At 60.8% G+C, this 18,918-nt stretch carries 16 protein-coding genes, 2 tRNA genes and 1 pseudogene; 16 read left to right on the top strand and 3 right to left on the bottom strand.

Going from position 1 to position 18,918, the window contains the following annotated elements; translation table 11 throughout:
- Positions 1 to 42: 42 nt before the first annotated feature.
- Positions 43 to 1,704 (bottom strand): OFA family MFS transporter, encoded by a 1,662-nt coding sequence (locus FS767_RS19290; protein ID WP_144967501.1) that lies wholly within the window; start codon positions 1,702 to 1,704, stop codon positions 43 to 45.
- Positions 1,705 to 1,988: 284 nt separating this feature from the next.
- Here FS767_RS19290 and FS767_RS19285 point away from each other — a divergent pair, with 284 nt between their 5' ends.
- The 6 genes from FS767_RS19285 (at position 1,989) to FS767_RS19260 (ending at position 7,486) form a co-directional block, all read left to right on the top strand.
- Positions 1,989 to 4,244 carry an AsmA family protein gene (locus FS767_RS19285; protein ID WP_144967499.1) on the top strand — a complete coding sequence of 752 codons (2,256 nt, stop codon included), beginning with the start codon at positions 1,989 to 1,991 and terminating at the stop codon, positions 4,242 to 4,244.
- Positions 4,241 to 5,305: an A/G-specific adenine glycosylase gene (gene mutY, locus FS767_RS19280; RefSeq protein ID WP_144967497.1), complete on the top strand. Its 1,065-nt coding sequence runs from the start codon at positions 4,241 to 4,243 to the stop codon at positions 5,303 to 5,305. The genes FS767_RS19285 and mutY overlap by 4 nt, the downstream gene beginning before the upstream one ends.
- Positions 5,305 to 5,577 (top strand): oxidative damage protection protein, encoded by a 273-nt coding sequence (locus FS767_RS19275; RefSeq protein WP_058639172.1) that lies wholly within the window; start codon positions 5,305 to 5,307, stop codon positions 5,575 to 5,577. The genes mutY and FS767_RS19275 overlap by 1 nt, the downstream gene beginning before the upstream one ends.
- 91 nt (positions 5,578 to 5,668) lie before the next feature.
- Positions 5,669 to 5,744, top strand: a tRNA-Phe gene (locus FS767_RS19270).
- A 224-nt stretch (positions 5,745 to 5,968) separates the two neighbouring features.
- On the top strand, positions 5,969 to 6,955 hold the full coding sequence (gene ppk2 / locus FS767_RS19265; protein ID WP_144967495.1) for a polyphosphate kinase 2: 987 nt from the start codon (positions 5,969 to 5,971) through the stop codon (positions 6,953 to 6,955).
- An 87-nt stretch (positions 6,956 to 7,042) separates the two neighbouring features.
- Positions 7,043 to 7,486 carry a hypothetical protein gene (locus FS767_RS19260; protein ID WP_058639911.1) on the top strand — a complete coding sequence of 148 codons (444 nt, stop codon included), beginning with the start codon at positions 7,043 to 7,045 and terminating at the stop codon, positions 7,484 to 7,486.
- A gap of 110 nt (positions 7,487 to 7,596) precedes the next feature.
- Here FS767_RS19260 and gabP read toward each other — a convergent pair whose 3' ends face one another.
- Positions 7,597 to 8,982, bottom strand: coding sequence for a GABA permease (gene gabP / locus FS767_RS19255; protein WP_144967493.1), 1,386 nt, complete (start codon positions 8,980 to 8,982; stop codon positions 7,597 to 7,599).
- Positions 8,983 to 9,620: 638 nt separating this feature from the next.
- Here gabP and FS767_RS19250 point away from each other — a divergent pair.
- From FS767_RS19250 to FS767_RS19230, 5 genes are all read left to right on the top strand, one after another.
- Entirely contained in the window at positions 9,621 to 10,394 is a 774-nt protein-coding gene (locus FS767_RS19250) for an ABC transporter ATP-binding protein (protein ID WP_058606102.1), read from the top strand.
- An 11-nt stretch (positions 10,395 to 10,405) separates the two neighbouring features.
- A complete protein-coding gene (locus tag FS767_RS19245) occupies positions 10,406 to 11,158 on the top strand; it encodes an ABC transporter substrate-binding protein (RefSeq protein WP_023535762.1) in 753 nt (250 codons plus the stop codon).
- A 54-nt stretch (positions 11,159 to 11,212) separates the two neighbouring features.
- Positions 11,213 to 11,908: an ABC transporter permease gene (locus FS767_RS19240; RefSeq protein WP_058606101.1), complete on the top strand. Its 696-nt coding sequence runs from the start codon at positions 11,213 to 11,215 to the stop codon at positions 11,906 to 11,908.
- Positions 11,905 to 12,594 (top strand): ABC transporter permease, encoded by a 690-nt coding sequence (locus tag FS767_RS19235; protein WP_023535781.1) that lies wholly within the window; start codon positions 11,905 to 11,907, stop codon positions 12,592 to 12,594. Before FS767_RS19240 ends, FS767_RS19235 begins: the two co-directional genes overlap by 4 nt.
- A gap of 113 nt (positions 12,595 to 12,707) precedes the next feature.
- Complete coding sequence (locus FS767_RS19230) at positions 12,708 to 13,913, top strand: methyltransferase (RefSeq protein WP_144967491.1); 1,206 nt, start codon at positions 12,708 to 12,710, stop codon at positions 13,911 to 13,913.
- Positions 13,914 to 14,342: 429 nt separating this feature from the next.
- Here FS767_RS19230 and FS767_RS19225 read toward each other — a convergent pair whose 3' ends face one another.
- The gene (locus FS767_RS19225) at positions 14,343 to 14,633 is read right to left on the bottom strand and encodes a DUF3077 domain-containing protein (protein ID WP_144967489.1); all 291 of its coding nucleotides are present in this window, start codon (positions 14,631 to 14,633) and stop codon (positions 14,343 to 14,345) included.
- Between the two features lie 675 nt (positions 14,634 to 15,308).
- Here FS767_RS19225 and FS767_RS19220 point away from each other — a divergent pair.
- From FS767_RS19220 to FS767_RS19200, 5 genes and pseudogenes are all read left to right on the top strand, one after another.
- Positions 15,309 to 15,557, top strand: coding sequence for a hypothetical protein (locus FS767_RS19220; protein WP_078477836.1), 249 nt, complete (start codon positions 15,309 to 15,311; stop codon positions 15,555 to 15,557).
- A 98-nt stretch (positions 15,558 to 15,655) separates the two neighbouring features.
- A tRNA-Thr gene (locus tag FS767_RS19215) sits at positions 15,656 to 15,731 on the top strand.
- A gap of 116 nt (positions 15,732 to 15,847) precedes the next feature.
- Positions 15,848 to 16,432 (top strand): annotated as a pseudogene (locus tag FS767_RS23245) (tyrosine-type recombinase/integrase); the annotation flags it as partial.
- Positions 16,433 to 17,155: 723 nt separating this feature from the next.
- The gene (locus FS767_RS19205; RefSeq protein ID WP_144967487.1) at positions 17,156 to 18,136 is read left to right on the top strand and encodes an ImmA/IrrE family metallo-endopeptidase; all 981 of its coding nucleotides are present in this window, start codon (positions 17,156 to 17,158) and stop codon (positions 18,134 to 18,136) included.
- On the top strand, positions 18,137 to 18,778 hold the full coding sequence (locus FS767_RS19200; protein ID WP_144967485.1) for a hypothetical protein: 642 nt from the start codon (positions 18,137 to 18,139) through the stop codon (positions 18,776 to 18,778).
- Positions 18,779 to 18,918 lie beyond the last annotated feature (140 nt).

Genomic DNA, 18,918 nt, shown 5'->3' with positions numbered 1-18,918 from the left:
CCTGGCGCGAAGGCCCCATGACAACGCTTCGACCGGCCTAGGTCAGTGGAACAATACGGCGGTCTTCTGCAGGGTCACCCAGACGCCCCAGGCCAACGGCACCACCACCACGGCCCAGGCCAGCAGCACCAGCGGCAGGCTGCCAGGTGCGGCCTTCCATTCGAGGGATCGCGCGCCGTCAGCGCCCTTGTCGTGGCTCAATGCACGTTCGGCGGCCAGTTGCGCATCGGTCATGAAGTGCTTGTCGGCCACCGGGCGGATCAGCATGTTGCAGATGAAGCCCAGCACCAGCAGGCCAGCGAGGATGTACAGGGTCATGTCGTACGTTGCCGCACGCTCGACGCCAGCCGCCAACTGATACTCGCGCAGGTAGGTGATCAATACAGGCCCCAGCACCCCGGCGGCGGCCCAGGCTGTCAACAGGCGCCCATGGATGGCGCCGACCATTTGCGTGCCAAACAGGTCGGCCAGGTAGGCCGGTACCGTGGAGAAGCCACCGCCATACATCGACAGGATGATGCAGAACGCCGCCACGAATAGCGCCACGTTGCCCAAGTGGCCCATGTTCGGGATCAGGCTGTACAGGCCAACGCCCAAGGCAAAGAAGGCAAAGTAGGTATTCTTGCGCCCAATGTAGTCGGAGAACGACGCCCAGAAGAATCGCCCGCCGATGTTGAACAGGCTCAACAAGCCGGTAAAGCCCGCCGCAATGGCGGCGATCTGCGCCAATTGCGCGGCATTGAGCTGGCTGAAGGTGAGTTCATTGCCCAGCAGCTTGCCCGCGAACACTTCCTGCAACAGCGGCGAGGCCATGCCAAGAATCCCTATACCGGCCGACACGTTCAGGCACAGCACCAGCCACACCAAAACGAACTGCGGAGTTTTCCAGGCCACGCTGACGTGCACATGGCGATCAGTGACCATGCCGTTGCCCGCCTTCTTGGCCGGTGCGCTCCAGCCTTCGGGCTTCCAGCCGGTGGGCGGGATGCGATACGCCAGGGCGCCGGCCGTCATGAACACGAAGTAGATCGCGGCCATGACCACGAAGCTCTGCCATACGCCCACCTCGTGCGCGTTGCCAAAATGGCCCATCAGCGCCGTGGCCAACGGTGCACCCACCATGGCTCCGCCGCCGAAGCCCATGATAGCCATGCCGGTGGCCATGCCGCGCTTGTCCGGGAACCACTTGATCAGGGTGGAAACGGGCGAAATGTACCCCAGGCCCAAGCCTATGCCGCCGATCACGCCGGAACCCAGCCACATCAGCCACAGCTGATGGGTCTTCACCCCGATGGCGGAAATCAGCATGCCGCCACACCAGCACAGCGCCGAGACCAGCCCGGCCTTGCGCGGGCCGGCGTGCTCCAGCCAACCGCCCAGCACGGCGGCCGAACAGCCGAGGAAGACGAAGAACAGGGTGTAGATCCAGCTGAGCATCGAAATGGGCCAGTCGCACTCGGCGCTGAACAACCGGGCAATGAAGCTCATGTCTGGCGCGCATGCCACCGGCGCCGTAATGCCCAAGGCTTGCGACAACGGCAGCCAGAACACCGAAAAGCCATAGGCCATGCCGATGCACAGGTGAATGGCCAGAGCAGCCGGGGGCACCAGCCAGCGGTTGAAGCCCGGCCGGGCGATGATGCGTTCCTTGGAGAGGAAGCCTGGCGCACTGGCCAGGGCATCCGCCGTCACGGTACGGCTCATGGGAGATGATCCTTTTTTATAAGTTGTGGAGGCAGGCAAAGCGGCGCAAGGGTGCAATATCCGACCACATGAAAGCAATCTGATATCGCCCATTTTAGTTCGGCTGAAATGGTAAGGCGCTGAGCGGATCTTTCTGAACTGCCATGATCACCGCTGTCGAAAGCCGTAGCATCTACTTGGCACGTAGGAAATGGCCGGTATATCCAGGCGAATAAGCAGGGACGGCCGCTGCGGCGCTATACTCTCGCGCTTGAATTCACATTCCGATAGTTAAGGACTCGCCCATGAAAGCGTTCGGCAAAATCCTGGGCCTAGGGCTTCTCGGGTTGTTGCTGATCATCGTGGCGCTGGGCTTTGCCCTGACCCACCTGTTCGATCCCAACGACTACAAAGACGAGATTCGCCAGTTGGCGCGCGACAAGGCTCATGTGGAGCTGACCCTCAACGGCGACATTGGCTGGAGCCTGTTCCCATGGCTGGGGCTGGAGCTGCATGACGCCAGCATCGCCACCTTGAATGCGCCCAAGTCGCCCTTTGCCGACTTGCAGATGCTGGGCCTGTCGGTGCGGGTACTGCCGCTGCTGCGCCGTGAGGTGCAGATGAGCGATGTGCGCGTCGAAGGACTGAACCTGATCCTGACCCGTGACGAACAGGGACATGGCAACTGGGAGGATTTCGGCAAGCCATTGCCCGCGTCGGCCGAAGGCAAGACCCCTGCGCCAGGGGATGCGCAAGGCACCGAAAACAGCGATCAGCGCTCCGGCACCGCCAGCGCAGACCGACCGGTCAAGCTCGATATCGACAGCCTGACCGTGAACAATGCACGCGTGCAGTACACCGACGCACGCAGCGGCGTCAGCTACAACGCCGAAAGCATTCAGCTCAGCACTGGCGCGGTGCACGAAGGCGCCAATATTCCACTCAAGGCCAGCGCATTCATCAGCGCCAGCCAGCCCAACATCAAGGCGCGCACCGAACTGGCCGGCGAGCTGCGTTTGGACCGTGCGCTCAAGCGCTACAGCTTCGAAGACATGCGCCTGTCGGGTGAAACCTCCGGCGAGCCTACCGGCGGCAAGACCGTGACCTTCGCCGCCCAGGGCCAGTTGCTGCTCGACCAGGCCGCCAACGCGGCGTCATGGACCGGCCTGAAACTGTCAGCCAACCAGCTGCGCGCCCTGGGCGAACTCAACCTGCGTGAGCTGGACAAGACGCCGCAGCTAAGTGGTGGCTTGTCCATTGCACAGTTCGACCTGCGCACGTTCCTGGATGGTATCGGCCATCCGCTGCCCGCCACCCAGGACCCGGCCGCCTTCGGCAAGCTCGAACTGGTCACGCGCCTGCAGGGCACGCCTGCCAGCATCGCCCTGGAAGACTTGTCGGTGAAACTGGACAGCAGCACCTTCACCGGGCGCGTGGCGATCGAAGATTTCGCCAGGCAAGCCCTGCGCCTGCAACTGAAGAGCGACAGCTTCGATGCCGACCGGTACCTGCCGGCCAAGAGCGAAGAGGCCAAAGGCGCCACTGCTGCGCGCAAGGCCCAGGTACAGCAGCAGGAAGCCAGTGCCGTGGCCGGTGCAGGCAGCACACCGCTGCCCGACGCCCCCACCCAGGGCGCCTGGAGCACCGACAAACTGCTGCCGGTGGACCGTCTGCGCGCCCTCGACCTGCAGGCAGACCTGAGCTTCGGTTCGCTGACGCTGGACAAGCTGCCCATCGGCAACGCCCGCCTGACAGCAAATGGCCAGGGTGGGTTACTGACCCTGCAAACCTTGCGCGGTGACCTGTACAACGGCACCTTCGAGGCCAAGGGCACGGTCGATGTGCGCCCCGCCGTGCCACAGCTGGGGGTCAATACCCGCATTCAGCGAGTACCGGTCGAGCACTTCATCAAGACCGACGACAAAGACAAGACGCCGCCGGTCAAGGGCCTGCTGACCCTCTCCAGCGACCTGACCGCCACCGGTAACAGCCAGAAAGCGCTGGTGGACACGCTCAACGGCACGGCCAACTTCACCATCAATGACGGTGTGCTGGTCAATGCCAACCTCGAACAGCAACTGTGCCAGGCCATCGCCACGCTCAACCGCAAGTCGCTCAGCGGCGAGCCGCGCGGCAAGGACACCCCGTTCCAGGAGCTGCGTGGCAGTGTGGTGATTCGCAATGGCGTGGCCAGCAACCCTGACCTCAAGGTGCGCATCCCAGGCCTGACCGTCAACGGCCATGGTGACGTGGACCTGCGGGTATTGGGCATGGACTACAACGTGGGCGTGATCGTCGAGGGCGACCAGCGCGCCATGCCCGACCCGGCCTGCCAGGTCAACGAGCGCTATGTGGGTGTGGAAGTACCGCTGCGCTGCCGTGGCCCGTTGGAGCTGGGCGCCAAGGCCTGCCGTCTGGACAAGGACGGCATGGGCAAGGTCGCTGCCAAACTCGCAGGCAATCGCCTCAAAGACAAGATCGACGAAAAGCTCGATGAAAAACTCGGAGACAAAGTGAGCCCGGAACTCAAAGACGCGCTCAAGGGGCTGTTCAAGCGATGACACCCGAGCAGTTTTCCAGCGCTGTGCTGGAGTGGTACGACGCGCACGGTCGGCACGATCTGCCCTGGCAACAGGGCATCAACCCGTATCGGGTATGGGTGTCTGAGATCATGCTGCAACAGACCCAGGTCAGCACGGTGCTGAACTATTTCGACCGCTTCATGCACGCGCTGCCGACCGTGCAGGCGCTGGCCGAGGCGCCCGAGGACGAGGTGCTGCACTTGTGGACGGGCCTGGGCTACTACACCCGCGCCCGCAACCTGCAGAAGGCTGCAAGAATCGTGGTCGAGCAGCATGGCGGGGTGTTTCCGCGCAGCGTCGAGCAGCTCACCGAGCTGCCCGGCATCGGCCGCTCCACAGCCGGCGCCATCGCCAGCATCAGCATGGGCATTCGTGCGCCGATCCTGGACGGTAACGTCAAACGGGTGCTGGCCCGGTTCACCGCCCAGGCCGGTTACCCCGGTGAGCCGAAGGTGGCCAACCAACTGTGGGCCACCGCCGAGCGCTTCACGCCCAAGCTTCGTGCCAACCACTACACCCAGGCGATGATGGACCTGGGCGCGACGCTGTGCACCCGCAGCAAACCCACCTGCCTGCTCTGCCCGGTACGGCGCGGCTGCGAGGCGCACCTGCACGGCGAAGAAACCCGCTACCCCGAGCCCAAACCGCGCAAGGCGCTACCGCAGCGGCGCACGCTGATGCCGCTGCTGGCCAACGACGACGGCGCCATCCTGCTGTACCGTCGCCCGTCCAGTGGCCTGTGGGGCGGGCTGTGGAGCTTGCCGGAGCTCGACGACATCGCCCAGCTCGACGACCTGGCCGGCCAGCACGGCCTGCGCCTGGGCCGCAGCCGCGCCCTGGACAACCTGACCCACACCTTCAGCCACTTCCAGCTGGCCATCGAGCCTTGGCTGGTGCACGTCGACCCGGTCGGCGAGCACATGGTCGAGCCCGACTGGCTCTGGTATAACCTGGCCACCCCACCGCGCCTGGGCCTGGCCGCCCCGGTGAAGAAGCTGCTCAAACGCGCAGCCGACGAACTGATTGCAGGAGATGCCTGATGACCCGCACCGTGATGTGCCGCAAGTACAACGAAGAACTGCCCGGCCTGGACCGCCCACCCTATCCGGGGGCCAAGGGCCAGGACATCTTCGACCACATCTCGCAGAAGGCCTGGACCGACTGGCAGAAGCACCAGACCATGCTGATCAACGAAAAGCGCCTGAACATGATGAATGGCGAGGACCGCAAATTCCTCCAGGCCGAGATGGACAAGTTTTTCGCCGGCGAAGAATACGCCCAGGCAGAAGGCTACGTACCGCCCTCGCAGTGACCTCGGGGAACGTAAGCGACGGAATTAATTTAATATTTTTTTCAAAAAGTCGTTGACGAGCAGTCTGAAAGTCTATTTAATTCACCTCGTCGCCCAGATAGCTCAGTCGGTAGAGCAGAGGATTGAAAATCCTCGTGTCGGCGGTTCGACTCCGTCTCTGGGCACCACCTTCAGCTTCTGGTGGTTGCAAAGTTACCCGAAGCGACACAAGAAACCCGCCCAGTGCGGGTTTTTTGTTGCCTGTCGAAAAGTGCTGGTGGACCGCCTTTCGTCATGGGTAGCCTTCGAGCAGCAGCATTCATCCCGGCCAAGTTGACCAACATCAAAAAGCCAGCCCCCTGTCGTCCTTAGCATTCAAGGTGAACATTCGAACCACCTTGCAAGGACCTCCATGAGCGAAGACGCCCCTCTCCAGACTTCCCCACCCCTCGAGAACGCTACCCCCAAGGCCAAGCCGCGCACTCGCCGCCCCCGCCCGCGCCCGCGCAAACCCGAACCTGCCATTACCGCGATCAGCCAAGCGCCCGCCGCACTGGAAGTCGCCACCGCCCCCAAGGGCAGCAGCGAAGACAGCACATCTGCGCGCTTGCCATCGGGCTACCCCTACCCGCAGCGCTTGCGTCGACAGGAGTATGAAAGGGCCAAGCACGCCCTGCAGATCGAGTTGCTCAAGGTGCAAAGCTGGGTGAAAGAAACCGGCCAGCGGGTGGTGATTCTGTTCGAGGGGCGGGACGCTGCAGGCAAGGGCGGGACCATCAAGCGGTTCATGGAGCACCTGAACCCCCGGGGCGCTCGCATCGTTGCGCTGGAAAAGCCGTCGGAGCAGGAGAAAGGCCAGTGGTACTTCCAGCGCTATGTGCAGCACCTGCCCACGGCGGGAGAAATGGTGTTCTTCGACCGCTCCTGGTACAACCGCGCCGGCGTCGAGAAGGTGATGGATTTCTGCTCGCCCCTTCAGTACCTGGAGTTCATGCGCCAGGCGCCGGACCTTGAGCGGATGCTGTGCAACAGCGGCATCCTGCTGTTCAAGTACTGGTTTTCGGTGAACCGCGAAGAACAACTGCGCCGTTTCATCTCGCGCCGTGACGACCCCCTCAAGCACTGGAAACTGTCGCCCATCGACATCAAGTCCCTGGACAAGTGGGACGACTACACCGCCGCCAAGGAGGCCATGTTCTTCCATACCGACACCGCCGACGCGCCGTGGACGGTGATCAAGTCCGATGACAAGAAGCGCGCGCGCATCAACTGCATCCGCCACTTCCTGCATTCGCTGGACTACCCGGACAAGGACTTGAGCGTGGCCTACGCGCCGGACCCTCTGCTGGTCGGCCGGGCATCGCGCGGGTTCGAGGAGGACGACGCGATCGCCAGTTGACGGCCACCGGTGCGTGCATGGCACTTGGGTTTCGCGGGCAACTGCGCTTCAATACGCGCACTTTCAAGCCCCACCCAAGGATTGCCCATGGCCACTTCTACCAAGCAACAAAAACGCGCCAAGCGCGCCGCCACCAAGGCCAAGCAGAACCGTATGGTGCGCAGCGGCCAGGCCGTGAAAGCCAGCGCAGGCGATAGCGCCAGCGTCGAGCAGGTGTTCGACAAGGCCATGGCGTCGGCCAGTTACGACCCTTTGTTCAAGAAGATGAAAGAAGCGCAGGAAGGCGGCCTGGTGCCGATGATCTCGGTGTTCCTGGTGGACCCGCTGCTGGCCTTGGTGCTCAAGGGCCACAAGGAAGAACACGCGACCGACTATATCGTGATGGTATTCAACGCCTACCGTGCATGGCTCGATGGCGCGGACGAAGACACGACCATGGCGTGGCTGGAAAGCGACGAGTTCCAGCAGGCTTACCTGGCTGCGTCCGAGCTGGTGGCCAAGCAGCAGCAACAGCAGAAGCAGTTTGGTTGATTGGGTGGCTGGGCTCACGGCCCTGAGGGCTAGCGAATACCTGTGAGCGGCCTTGCTGGTACGCTGGTCCGGCAAGGCAGCTCCCACAAAAGGGCAAAACATCGGCGGCCTTACTTGGCCACCACTGCCCGTCCACCAGCTTCGCGCTTGCGGTGCACCAGCAGCCCCGCAGCCACCACGGCGATGCTCAGCAGTGCCGTCGCGATGATCTCGATGCGGTGGTCCTCACGCAGTGCCATTACCCCCAGTACCGCCACGATGAAGGCAATGGTCGCCCAGGTCAGCCCTGGGAACAGCCACATCTTGAACGCGATCTGCTCACCGCTGGCCTCGCGCTTGGCACGCATGCGCAGTTGCGAAACGGCAATCACCAGGTACACCAACAACGCGATGGCGCCAGAGCTTGCCAGCAGGAACTCGAAGACCTGGGCCGGCGCGAGGAAGTTGGCGAAGACGCACAGGAACGCCGCCGCAGTGGACAGCAACACCGCCACGTAAGGCGTAGCCGCCTTGGTGGTGCGCTGGGCCATCGCCGGGGCATCGCCACGCTTGCTCAGCGAGAACAGCATGCGCGAGGAGGTGTACAGCGCCGAGTTCAGGCAGCTGGTCACGGCGATCAGTACCACGATATCGACGATCAGCTTGGCATTGGGCACACCGATGCGGCTGAGTACGGTCTGGTACGAGCCGACTTCGGCCAGCGCCGGGTCATTCCATGGCACCAACGCCACGACCAGGAAGATCGACACCAGGTAGAACAGGCAGATCCGCCAGATCACCGAGTTGGTGGCGCGGCTGATCTGCTTGCCCGGGTCCTTGGACTCGGCAGCGGCGATGGTGACGATCTCGGTGCCCATGAACGAGAACATGGTCGTCAGCATGGCAGCCAGCACGGCACCAAGGCCGTTGGGCATGAAGCCCTGGGTGTCGAACAGGTGGCTGGCCCCGCTGACCTGGCTGCTGGGTACCAGGCCGAACATGGCCACGCAACCGACCACGATGAACGCGATGATGGCCAGCACCTTCAGCAGGGCGAACCAGAACTCAAATTCACCGTAATTCTTCACGCTGAACAGGTTGGTCACGGTCAGTGCCAAGGTGATCAACAGGGAGAACGCCCACAGGTCCACGGCCGGGAACCAGGCATGCAGGATGGCTGCAGCGGCGTTGGCTTCCAGCGGAATGACCAGCACCCAGAACCACCAGTACAACCAACCGATGGTGAACCCTGCCCAGCGCCCGATGGCGCGGTCGGCGTAGGTGGAGAACGAACCGGTGTCGGGCGAAGCCACTGCCATTTCACCGAGCATGCGCATGACCAGCACCACCAGCGTACCGGCAGCGGCATAGGCCAGCAGCACCGCCGGGCCCGCCGCTGCAATGGCGTGGCCGGAACCGACGAACAGGCCTGCGCCGATGACGCCAGCGATCGACAGCATGGTCACATGCCGTTGTTTAAGCCCCTGAGCGAGGTCATTGGAATTGTTGCCGCTCATAAAACTACCTTTGCAAGGAGTAGATCACGTCGGTTGCAGATGCGCGGCTCGCGTCTGGAGCATGCACAGCGGCAACCCTTGATTGGAGACTGGCAATAACCGCGCCATGTGCTACGCGCACTCAACCAGACCACTCTCAAGACCAGCAACGGCGGGGGCTAGGGCAAAAAGCGCCATCGCGTGGCCGATTAGCCATCAAAAGCGCTCATTACCGAAATACTCACTTACAAATGCACCAAAGGTGCCCCTCGGTAACACCTTCGCACCATCGCAAGGCAAACAGGGCGCAACCCTTCGGTACAACCCTAGGCCGAAGCGGCGGCCAAAAAGGCTGCACCAGGGTGGCTCGACAGGCTGCCCGGGTAGTCAGGTTTCACGGGCACATGGTCCGAAAGCGCTTCCCTGAGCCCGTCAAAACTGGCACCATCGCGCCTTTTTTCATCATGGCTCTGGTGCCGGGCAACCTCCCTTGTGGACATCTGCGCGACGTTGCGCTGCAACGATGCGACAAACTGCCCCACCAATGCCCAGAGTGCCCGGCGACCCTGTTGGCCGTCATAATGCCGCTATGCTAGCTTGGCGCACGCCAGGAAGGCCGCCAACAGCTGGGAACGCACCCGAACACATGAGGACCGCACATGGCTCAGGCCACGCCCGCGCTGGAAATCCGCAACCTGCACAAACGCTATGGCGAGCAGGAAATTCTCAAGGGCATTTCGCTGACCGCACGCGACGGTGACGTGATTTCCATCCTGGGGTCGTCCGGCTCCGGCAAGTCCACCCTGCTGCGCTGCATCAACCTGCTGGAAAACCCGCACCAGGGCGAAATCCTCGTGGCCGGGGAAGCCCTCAAGCTCAAGGCGGCGAAGAACGGCGACCTGATGGCTGCCGACAACCGCCAGATCAACCGCCTGCGCAGCGAAATCGGCTTCGTCTTCCAGAACTTCAACCTGTGGCCGCACATGTCGATCCTCGACAACATCATCGAAGCCCCACGCCGCGTACTTGGCCAAAGCAAGGCCGAGGCCGTCGAGGCAGCCGAAGCGCTGCTCAACAAGGTGGGGATCTACGACAAGCGCCACAGCTACCCCGCCCAGCTTTCCGGTGGCCAGCAGCAGCGCGCCGCCATTGCCCGTACCCTGGCCATGAAGCCCAAGGTCATCCTGTTCGACGAGCCCACCTCGGCCCTCGATCCGGAAATGGTCCAGGAAGTGCTTAACGTTATCCGCGCATTGGCCGACGAAGGCCGTACCATGCTGCTGGTGACGCACGAGATGAACTTTGCCCGCCAGGTGTCCAGTGAAGTGGTCTTCCTGCACCAGGGCCTGGTCGAAGAGCAGGGATCGCCGCAGCAGGTCTTCGAGAACCCGACCTCGGCGCGTTGCAAGCAATTCATGTCCAGCCACCGCTAACGGAGCAATACATGCACACCTACAAGAAGTTTCTCCTGGCAGCCGCTGCCACCCTGGTGATGTCGGCCAATGCCATGGCCGCGGAAAAACTGCGCATGGGTATCGAAGCCGCCTACCCACCGTTCAACAACAAGGACGCCAGCGGCAACGTCGTCGGTTTCGACAAGGACATCGGTGATGCCCTGTGCGCCAAGATGAAGGTCGAGTGCTCGGTCGTCACCTCCGACTGGGACGGCATCATCCCTGCCTTGAACGCCAAGAAGTTCGACTTCCTGGTCTCGTCGCTGTCGATCACCGACGAACGCAAGCAGGCGGTGGACTTCACCGACCCGTACTACTCCAACAAGCTGCAGTTCATCGCGCCGAAAAACGTCGACTTCAAGACTGACAAGGACTCGCTCAAGGGCAAGGTCATCGGCACCCAGCGCGCTACCCTGGCCGGCACCTACCTGGAAGACAACTACAGCGGCGTGGACATCAAGCTGTACGACACCCAGGAAAACGCCTACCTGGACCTGGTCTCCGGCCGTATCGACGGCATCCTGGCCGACAAGTACGTGCAGTACGAGTGGCTCAAGAGCAAGGACGGCATGAACTACGAGTTCAAGGGCGAGCCGGTGATGGACAGCGACAAGATCGGCATCGCCGTGCGCAAGGGTGACACCAAGCTGCGCGACGACCTGAACAAGGCCCTGGCCGAAATCAAGGCCGACGGTACGTACAAGAAGATCAACGACAAGTACTTCCCGTTCAGCATCGAATGATCCGCCCCGATTGGCGCGCCCCGGTGGCGCGCCACTCCCTAGAATGACCTGCCCATGAATATCGACTTGCACGGATTCGGTCCGGCCATGATGGCCGGCACCCTGATGACCGTAAAACTGGCGCTGTGCGCCTTGCTGTTAGGGCTGGTGCTGGGCCTGCTCGGCGCCCTGGCCAAGACTTCCCCGATCAAGCCGTTGCAGTGGCTTGGCGGTTTCTACTCGACCCTGGTACGGGGTATTCCCGAACTGCTGTGGGTGCTGCTGATCTACTTCGGCACCGTGGGCCTGATGAACGCCCTGGGTGAAGCCCTGCACATGCCGGGCCTTGAGCTCAGCGCCTTTGCCGCTGGCGTCATTGCCCTTGGCCTGTGTTTTGGCGCCTACGCCACCGAAGTGTTCCGGGGCGCCATCCTGGCCATCCCCAAAGGCCACCGCGAAGCCGGGCTGGCGCTGGGCATGTCCAAGGGCCGCATCCTGTCGCGGATCATCCTGCCGCAGATGTGGCGCATCGCCCTGCCCGGCCTTGGCAACCTGTTCATGATCCTGATGAAGGACACCGCGCTGGTGTCGGTGATCGGCCTGGAAGAAATCATGCGCCACGCCCAGATCGGCGTGACCGTGACCAAGGAGCCGTTCACCTTCTACATGGTGGCGGCCTGCATCTACCTCAGCCTGACCGTCATCGCCATGACCGGCATGCATTTCCTGGAACAACGCGCCGCTCGCGGCTTCGCGAGGGCCGAACAATGAACTGGGAAGTGATCATCAAGTGGCTGCCGCGCCTGGCCCAGGGCGCTACCCTGACCTTGGAGCTAGTGGCCATCGCGGTCGTGGCCGGCCTGATCCTGGCCATTCCGCTGGGCATCGCCCGTTCTTCGCGGCACTGGTACGTGCGCGCCGTGCCGTTCAGCTACATCTTCTTCTTCCGCGGCACCCCGCTGCTGGTGCAGTTGTTTCTGGTGTACTACGGCCTGGCCCAGTTCGACGCCGTGCGCGCCAGCGCGCTGTGGCCGTACCTGCGCGACCCGTTCTGGTGCACCGTGCTGACCATGACCCTGCACACCGCCGCCTACATCGCCGAAATCCTGCGCGGCGCCTTGCAGTCCATTCCCAAGGGCGAGATCGAGGCTGCGCGGGCGCTGGGCATGTCCCGGGCCAAGACACTGGTCTACATCATGCTGCCCCGGGCTGCCCGCATCGGCCTGCCGGCCTACAGCAACGAAGTGATCCTGATGCTCAAGGCCAGCGCACTGGCCAGTACGGTTACCCTGCTGGAACTGACCGGCATGGCGCGGACCATCATTGCCCGCACGTACTTGCCGGTGGAGATCTTCTTCGCCGCTGGCCTTTTCTACCTGCTGATCTCGTTCATGCTGGTGCAGGGCTTCAAGCTGCTGGAGCGCTGGTTGCGCGTGGACGCCTGCCAAGGGCGCTGATCCTTTACCGGCCGCAGCCGGCTGGCCCGTGTTTGCCTAGCATGTGGATGCAAGGGTGAAAGCGGGTTCAGCCGGCAGCAAGGCCTGAACACCTTCTATCGACAGCGCTCCCAATGCCTACCTCCCTCCACAGCCACCTTCTGCTCGAACGCTTTCAGGCGCTCGATCGGTTTTTGATCGAGCATCAGGCGCTGTGGAAACCCAGGCCATTCACCCGCCTGCGACTGGATTGGGAAGGCACCTACCCGGATCTGGCGCGACATCTGCGCCAAAATACCCTGGCCGATGCCGAGGGTGAAGTCGACCCACACGCACTGCCTGCACCTTATCCACAGCTGGCTGATGCCGCCCAGACGCTCAGCGCTCTGGGTAACCTGCCAGCCTCTGCGCTCCCCGCCGCCGCGCACCGGCTTGACGTCAATGTGCCTGGTCGCAAATGGCAGCAGATCGAAGCCTTCGCCAGTCACCTCGCCTTCCGCGCACCCTCGCATCACTGGCTGGACTGGTGCTCGGGCAAAGGCCATCTGGGCCGGCGTTTGCTGCAAGCCGGCCAGCGCCTGACCTGCCTGGAGCACGACACCGATCTGGTGGCTGCCGGCCAGGCCCTCAGTGCCCATCACCACTTGCCCGTGCAACACCTCCATCAGGACGTGATGGCCCCTGGCAGCGCCGAGCATCTGGATGCGGATACCAGCGTGGTCGCCCTGCACGCCTGCGGCGACCTGCATGTTCAGCTGCTGCGCCTGGCCAGCCAGCAAAACTGCCCACAACTGGCCGTGGCCCCGTGCTGCTACAACCGCATTGCCACTGCCCAGTACCAAGCGTTATCCACAGCTGCCCGTGCCTCGGCCTTGCAGCTGTCGCAGGATGACCTTGGCCTGCCCTTGAGCGAAACCGTCACTGCCGGCGCCCGCGTACGCCGCCAGCGCGACACGTCCATGGCCCGTCGCCTGGGCTTCGACCTGCTGCAACGCCAGCAGCGCCAGACCGACCAGTACCTGCCTACGCCATCGCTGCCGGTGGCCTGGCTGGCCAAGCCCTTCGAGCAGTATTGCCGTGACCTGGCGGCGCTCAAGCAATTGGAGCTGCATGGGGATATCGACTGGGCGGCCTTGGAGTCGGCAGGGTGGGAGCGCTTGGCGCAGGTACGCAACCTCGAACGCCTGCGCAACCTGTTCCGACGCCCGCTTGAGCTCTGGCTGGCATTGGATCGTGCCCTTTTTCTGACCGAACAGGGCTATGACGTGCGTTTGGGCGTGTTTTGCGACTATGCCCTCACCCCACGCAACCTGATGATCCTTGCCGAGCGCGACAGATAGCCGCAGAACAACCTGTGGATAAGTCTGTGAACAAGCTTGGGGTTACCTGTTGGTTTACGGGGCTATCCAGATGGATTTGCTTATTCCAAAATCATGTTCAAGACCAGCAAAAACAGGCATTTGCGCAAATCCGGCGAGGTGAGGACTGGGTTATGCCATTGGCACAAGCATTCGATGCCGCTTGTGCATAAGCAATTTTTCGGGGGCGATTTTTTGTTGATTTCAGAGAGGTTTGGTGCGTAGGGGGTCGGGTCGCCATGCCGGAATTGGGAATGGCTTCAGAACCTTCCACGGCCTTGAGATTTTTGAAGTCTGTTGTCTTCGCGCCGTTATCAAAGAACTGGGCGGGTGCCTGAAAACGGGTTGCCTATCCGCTTGGCACCCTGGCCCTATCGTCATCCATGCAGCCGTGGTTCGGGTGGGCCTTCGCTAGTGGCGTCTGCCTTTGGCGATTTCGATGTCGTTCAGCAAGGCGTTGGCCATGTCGCAGAGGTAATCCGCAGCACCGAGCAGCTTATGGTCATCCTCCATGTCCCCCTCACGCACCAGGTGCCTGATGTAACCCATCAGGATCGAGACGTGCTCGTACGCAGCATCCACCGGGATGCCAGGTTGAACGCGAAGGAGGTTTACGGGTGGTGTGCCGGCTTGGAGGAAGGTTTCTACGCCTGCGGTGGTGACAGCGCTCTCAACGGGTGGGTCAGGAACAATCGTTTTCATATGAAACCCCTATGTTCAAAGGAGTTGCCACATTCATGCTTCTCACGGGACAAAGGCGGCAACCGTGCACAGGGTGAGAAACCGAGTGAACATAGGAAGCCCGGCCAGACCGAAGTCTGCCCGTGCACGGTCGCCATTGAGCAGCCGCTAGGTTCAAAGTCGGGTTCTCACACCCGGTCGCAAAAGCGACCCCAGAACGGTATCCGTGGGTCGTTTCCCCTACAACTGCGATATTTCAGCGGCACGCGTAGGATAGGTCCGAAGCCAGGTCATACAGAACCCTTTCGCCCTAAGGTCCAGACATTTCCTACACGAAGGATATTCGCGGCCCACATCAACCCATGCCGAACACAAAATCCACAGCCCTCGCGATCTACTGTGGGAGCGGCCTCGCGCCGCGATGGGCCGCAAAGCGGCCCCAAAACTCCCACCCCTAACCACATATCCACCCCCCTACACACACATCGCCCCCACCCACCTCCTCCCTCACAAACCCCACCCAACTTCCAACTCCATGACCCACCGCACACTCCCCGTAACACCCCACCCCTAATCCCCGCCCCCACAACCGTGTATCATGCGCCCCCCAAATCATTAAAAAGTGACGTCGCGCGCTGCCTGCCAGCCCTGCGGCCATCTGGCGTTGCGCCAGATTCGACAACGGACCTGACTCTCGTGACCCAAGCCAAGCCCCTCGCCCTGCTCGCCTTCGCCCTGGCCCTCACCGCCTGCGCCAGCGCCCCCTCGCACCCCGCCCCCGGCAACCTCGGCTGGAACCACCCCGGCATGCAACTGGGCGGCGACCGAGGCCTGCCCCTGCGCGCCGACAACACCTGCCGCAAGCGCGGTTGCGACAACGACAAGCTGTTCTTCAACCCCGGCAAGACCGAGCCAAGCGTCACCACCATCCACCGCGGCTGGTAAGAAAATTCCCCTTTTGGGTCGGTGACTTAGGTCATTTTCAAACAATCGCAAGGAAGTGGTTTACACACGCCAAACGATCGTTATAATGACGCCCCATTGCCGGTATAGCTCAGCTGGTAGAGCAACTGACTTGTAATCAGTAGGTCCCGGGTTCGATTCCTGGTGCCGGCACCATTCAAGGTTCCATAGAAAGCTTTCAAAATCTCTGGAACCCCCGAAAAACCCGTCTTCTGGCGGGTTTTTTCGTTTTGGCGTTCCGTCGGATTCCGAGGGTAGCCAGCGCTAATAAGGTTGGCCTGGGCGACGCTCGCCGTAAGTACTTCAAGATCAAGCAGCAGCTCGCCAATGGCATAGACGCCAACCAAGCCGTGATCAACGGCCGTACCTTTGAAAGCGTTGCACTCGACTGGCACGCGAGCATGGCGCGGAAGTGAGTTCCCGGCCACGCCAAGACTGTGCTCAGCCGATGGAAGACCCACGTATTCCCTTTGATCGGTGCCAGAGCAATGGTTGGGTTGGACACCCACGACTTCATGCAACCACTGGAAGCCGTGACGAAGCGTGGCACTCTCGACGTGGCGGTCAGGATCAAGAACTATCTGCATAGCATCATGCAGGAGGCTAAACGGCTTCGGCTAATCACGGCGAACCCGGCTTACGACCTAGATGGCTCGATCAAGACACCCACGGGTAACTCACGACCCGCACTACCCTTATCGAGGTTGCCAGAGCTACTGGCATACATTGGGGACTACAGAGGTCGCCCGGGGGAATGAGTTGACCTCAAGCGCGGAATTTGGGAGATCCTTGACACACGCCCGGCGCTAGACGGAGTGCCCTTCAACACAAGGAATACGAAGATGGCCGGGGATATTCTGGTTAAGTAATTTCTTTATCTTTTCCCACATTCCCCAGAACGAGACGGTACAGCTCCTCTTCGCCACCAAAAGCCCCTTGCCGCAGGGATTTGCAGAACACCGACATTCCACTACACCTGCCAAAGCCCAAGCACAGAGCGACTTCAACCTGGCTGCATGAGCGCCGAAATTCCGACCCGTTTAGCCCGCAGGCGTGGGCGCGCAGGGTCAGCACCGCGCTAGCCTGCATGTTGTCGACCCTAGCTCGGCACGCCGGGTGCAAGGCGACAATGTACTTTCATACAGCTTTAAAGGAGAAAGGGTTGCGCGGTGCTCCTAGATCACCAGCGGTTCGAGCTGGGGATGACCACTCGCCAAAGCCAGGGAGGGTATGCAGGAGTTGATGGATATCAATTAGTCGCGGAATGAGCAGCTCATCGCCACGCGTCATGACCTAAAGGTCGCTCGGCCACATGCGTGCATGGAGGCGAATCATAGACAGGATGGCTTTTCAGCCTGAGGCGGCCAAGCCTCTAATCCAGAACCGTCCGCCACCGGCCATCCAGTGCTTTGAGTCCTGAATGCACTTCAACGCGTACAGGGCAGTCAGATGAACAGAAAAGTGCGGTCGATCAGAATCGTCAATGGCAAGCTATGATGAATCGTGCAAAATCGTATGATTTTGATATCATCCGTGCCGAGCCAAAGCCGCTGACACCAAGCTGATGAGGAGGGGTGACTATGACTGACAACATGAAAAGCCTGTACTCCGCACTCAGTCGTCACGGAATGAAAAAGCCGGACGTACGAGCGATCCTTCCTGCATGGTGGGATGATGAGATTGCCGAGACTGCGGCCGGTCTTCAGCAGGCAAAGCTTTTCGTTGCTAAGGCGCTAAACCTGAAGATCCGCCCACTCGTTGAGTCCCCTCCCCGGGTAGAGTTCGACCTTCCGGCCGAACGACGGTTTAAGCTGGCAAAAGGTACAACTGAAGATGACGTCGAGCTGGCTGTAGCATTGGCCCGCAGTGCTTCAAAGATCGTACTGTCTTCGATCGACCACGACTTTGTTCGCCCAGGTTCAGCTGCTGAGGTTCGCGCTCACATTCTTGCCACAGGCCGGAAATGGGTGGACCTGGAAGGATTAGTGGCGTATTGCTGGCAGACAGGAATACCTGTTATCCATCTGGCGTCCTCGCTGATGCGTAAGAAAATGGACGGCATTGCAATGTCGACCAAAGGGCGGCCCAGTATTGTGCTCTCTTCTCGTAGAGCCTACGGTTTTATGCTTTTCCATCTTGCCCATGAATTGGGCCATGTAGCCTTGGGCCACCTTGATGCCAATGGGGCTATAATCGACACCAAAATCGAGAAAGAACCGGACGGAAAAGATGATGCCGAGCGGGAAGCTGATTGCTATGCGCTCGAACTGCTAGCCGGTCATCAGGGCAATCTTCGTCTCACTTCGTTCCAAAAGCCTATTGCTCTCGCAAAGACTGTTACGGAGTACGGCAAAGAACACAAAATTGCCCCTAATCATGTTTTGTTGAACTGCGCCTACAATGGCGATTTCTGGGGTTTGTGCGCTAACACGTTGAAGGTTCTCTGCGAAGCTGACGGCAAGTCTGATAAAGAGGTCATCGACAGGCATCTGTATGAGAACCTTCCAGACGATATCAAGGAAGACAATCTAGGCATCCTAGGGACTCTAGTTGGTTCCTGAATGATCCTACTGTCCGACAACGATCTCATCGTGAAGCTGGCTCAATGTGATCTTATAGGGGACACGCTGGCTTCGATGGATGCCAAGAGAAAAGACTGTTACGTGCTCAACACCATGAGCTACAGCCTACGTCTCCGTGATGCTGACCTTTCTATCCGCAAATATGTCGGTAGTGTTCAAGCTTATGAGCGCATCAGCGAGTTTTTAGAAAGTTGCTCGGTTCTGGACGTCGGACCAACAGATTATGATTTGCTTGACCATCTTCAAGAAATTGACGAAATCGATCCGGGAGAGCAGACCCTTTTCATGCACGCGTATGACCATCACGTCAACGACCGGAGCTACCAGCTTCTAACCGGGGACAAGCGTGCGCTAAAAGCGATTTGCAATTATGGCAATCTGGATGCCTTTGAATACTTAAGGACGAAGGTCGTTTGCCTGGAAAGCTGCATGGTGGATCTCATCGATTACGCTGGCTTCGAGTATGTCAACGATATGGTGTCTGCTGCCCGTAAAGAAGTTCAGGAGGACAAGTACGACAAGGTCCTGAGAGCTGCTTTCGGTGCAGGCCGGGACGAGAATCACTGCCTAGAATGCCTTCACAGCTATTGCGCGGACATTCGCTGGCTGCTGTCCTATTAGCGTAATCACTGGCGGAAATATTCAACCCGCAAAATCGAAAGCTCCCCAGCTAACATGCTAAAGCGAGAGTGTCAGTTTTTTTGTGTGCGGGCCGATAACGGCCTACCGCCAGGCAGGCCGTGCTTTTACCAGGTAGGCCT

Origin of the sequence: Pseudomonas sp. DE0010, from assembly GCF_007680745.1 — a bacterium.
Lineage (GTDB): Bacteria > Pseudomonadota > Gammaproteobacteria > Pseudomonadales > Pseudomonadaceae > Aquipseudomonas > Aquipseudomonas parafulva_B.
Note: the sequence above shows the minus strand (reverse complement) of the source record. Positions and strands in the feature narration are given on the sequence as shown.

Excerpts from the sequence above, each read along its gene's own strand:
- FS767_RS19290 (WP_144967501.1), bottom strand. The coding sequence starts at position 1,704 with ATGAGCCGTACCGTGACGGCGGATGCCCTGGCCAGTGCGCCAGGCTTC.
- FS767_RS19285 (WP_144967499.1), top strand. The coding sequence starts at position 1,989 with ATGAAAGCGTTCGGCAAAATCCTGGGCCTAGGGCTTCTCGGGTTGTTG.
- mutY (WP_144967497.1), top strand. The coding sequence starts at position 4,241 with ATGACACCCGAGCAGTTTTCCAGCGCTGTGCTGGAGTGGTACGACGCG.
- FS767_RS19275 (WP_058639172.1), top strand. The coding sequence starts at position 5,305 with ATGACCCGCACCGTGATGTGCCGCAAGTACAACGAAGAACTGCCCGGC.
- ppk2 (WP_144967495.1), top strand. The coding sequence starts at position 5,969 with ATGAGCGAAGACGCCCCTCTCCAGACTTCCCCACCCCTCGAGAACGCT.
- FS767_RS19260 (WP_058639911.1), top strand. The coding sequence starts at position 7,043 with ATGGCCACTTCTACCAAGCAACAAAAACGCGCCAAGCGCGCCGCCACC.
- gabP (WP_144967493.1), bottom strand. The coding sequence starts at position 8,982 with ATGAGCGGCAACAATTCCAATGACCTCGCTCAGGGGCTTAAACAACGG.
- FS767_RS19250 (WP_058606102.1), top strand. The coding sequence starts at position 9,621 with ATGGCTCAGGCCACGCCCGCGCTGGAAATCCGCAACCTGCACAAACGC.
- FS767_RS19245 (WP_023535762.1), top strand. The coding sequence starts at position 10,406 with ATGCACACCTACAAGAAGTTTCTCCTGGCAGCCGCTGCCACCCTGGTG.
- FS767_RS19240 (WP_058606101.1), top strand. The coding sequence starts at position 11,213 with ATGAATATCGACTTGCACGGATTCGGTCCGGCCATGATGGCCGGCACC.
- FS767_RS19235 (WP_023535781.1), top strand. The coding sequence starts at position 11,905 with ATGAACTGGGAAGTGATCATCAAGTGGCTGCCGCGCCTGGCCCAGGGC.
- FS767_RS19230 (WP_144967491.1), top strand. The coding sequence starts at position 12,708 with ATGCCTACCTCCCTCCACAGCCACCTTCTGCTCGAACGCTTTCAGGCG.
- FS767_RS19225 (WP_144967489.1), bottom strand. The coding sequence starts at position 14,633 with ATGAAAACGATTGTTCCTGACCCACCCGTTGAGAGCGCTGTCACCACC.
- FS767_RS19205 (WP_144967487.1), top strand. The coding sequence starts at position 17,156 with ATGACTGACAACATGAAAAGCCTGTACTCCGCACTCAGTCGTCACGGA.
- FS767_RS19200 (WP_144967485.1), top strand. The coding sequence starts at position 18,137 with ATGATCCTACTGTCCGACAACGATCTCATCGTGAAGCTGGCTCAATGT.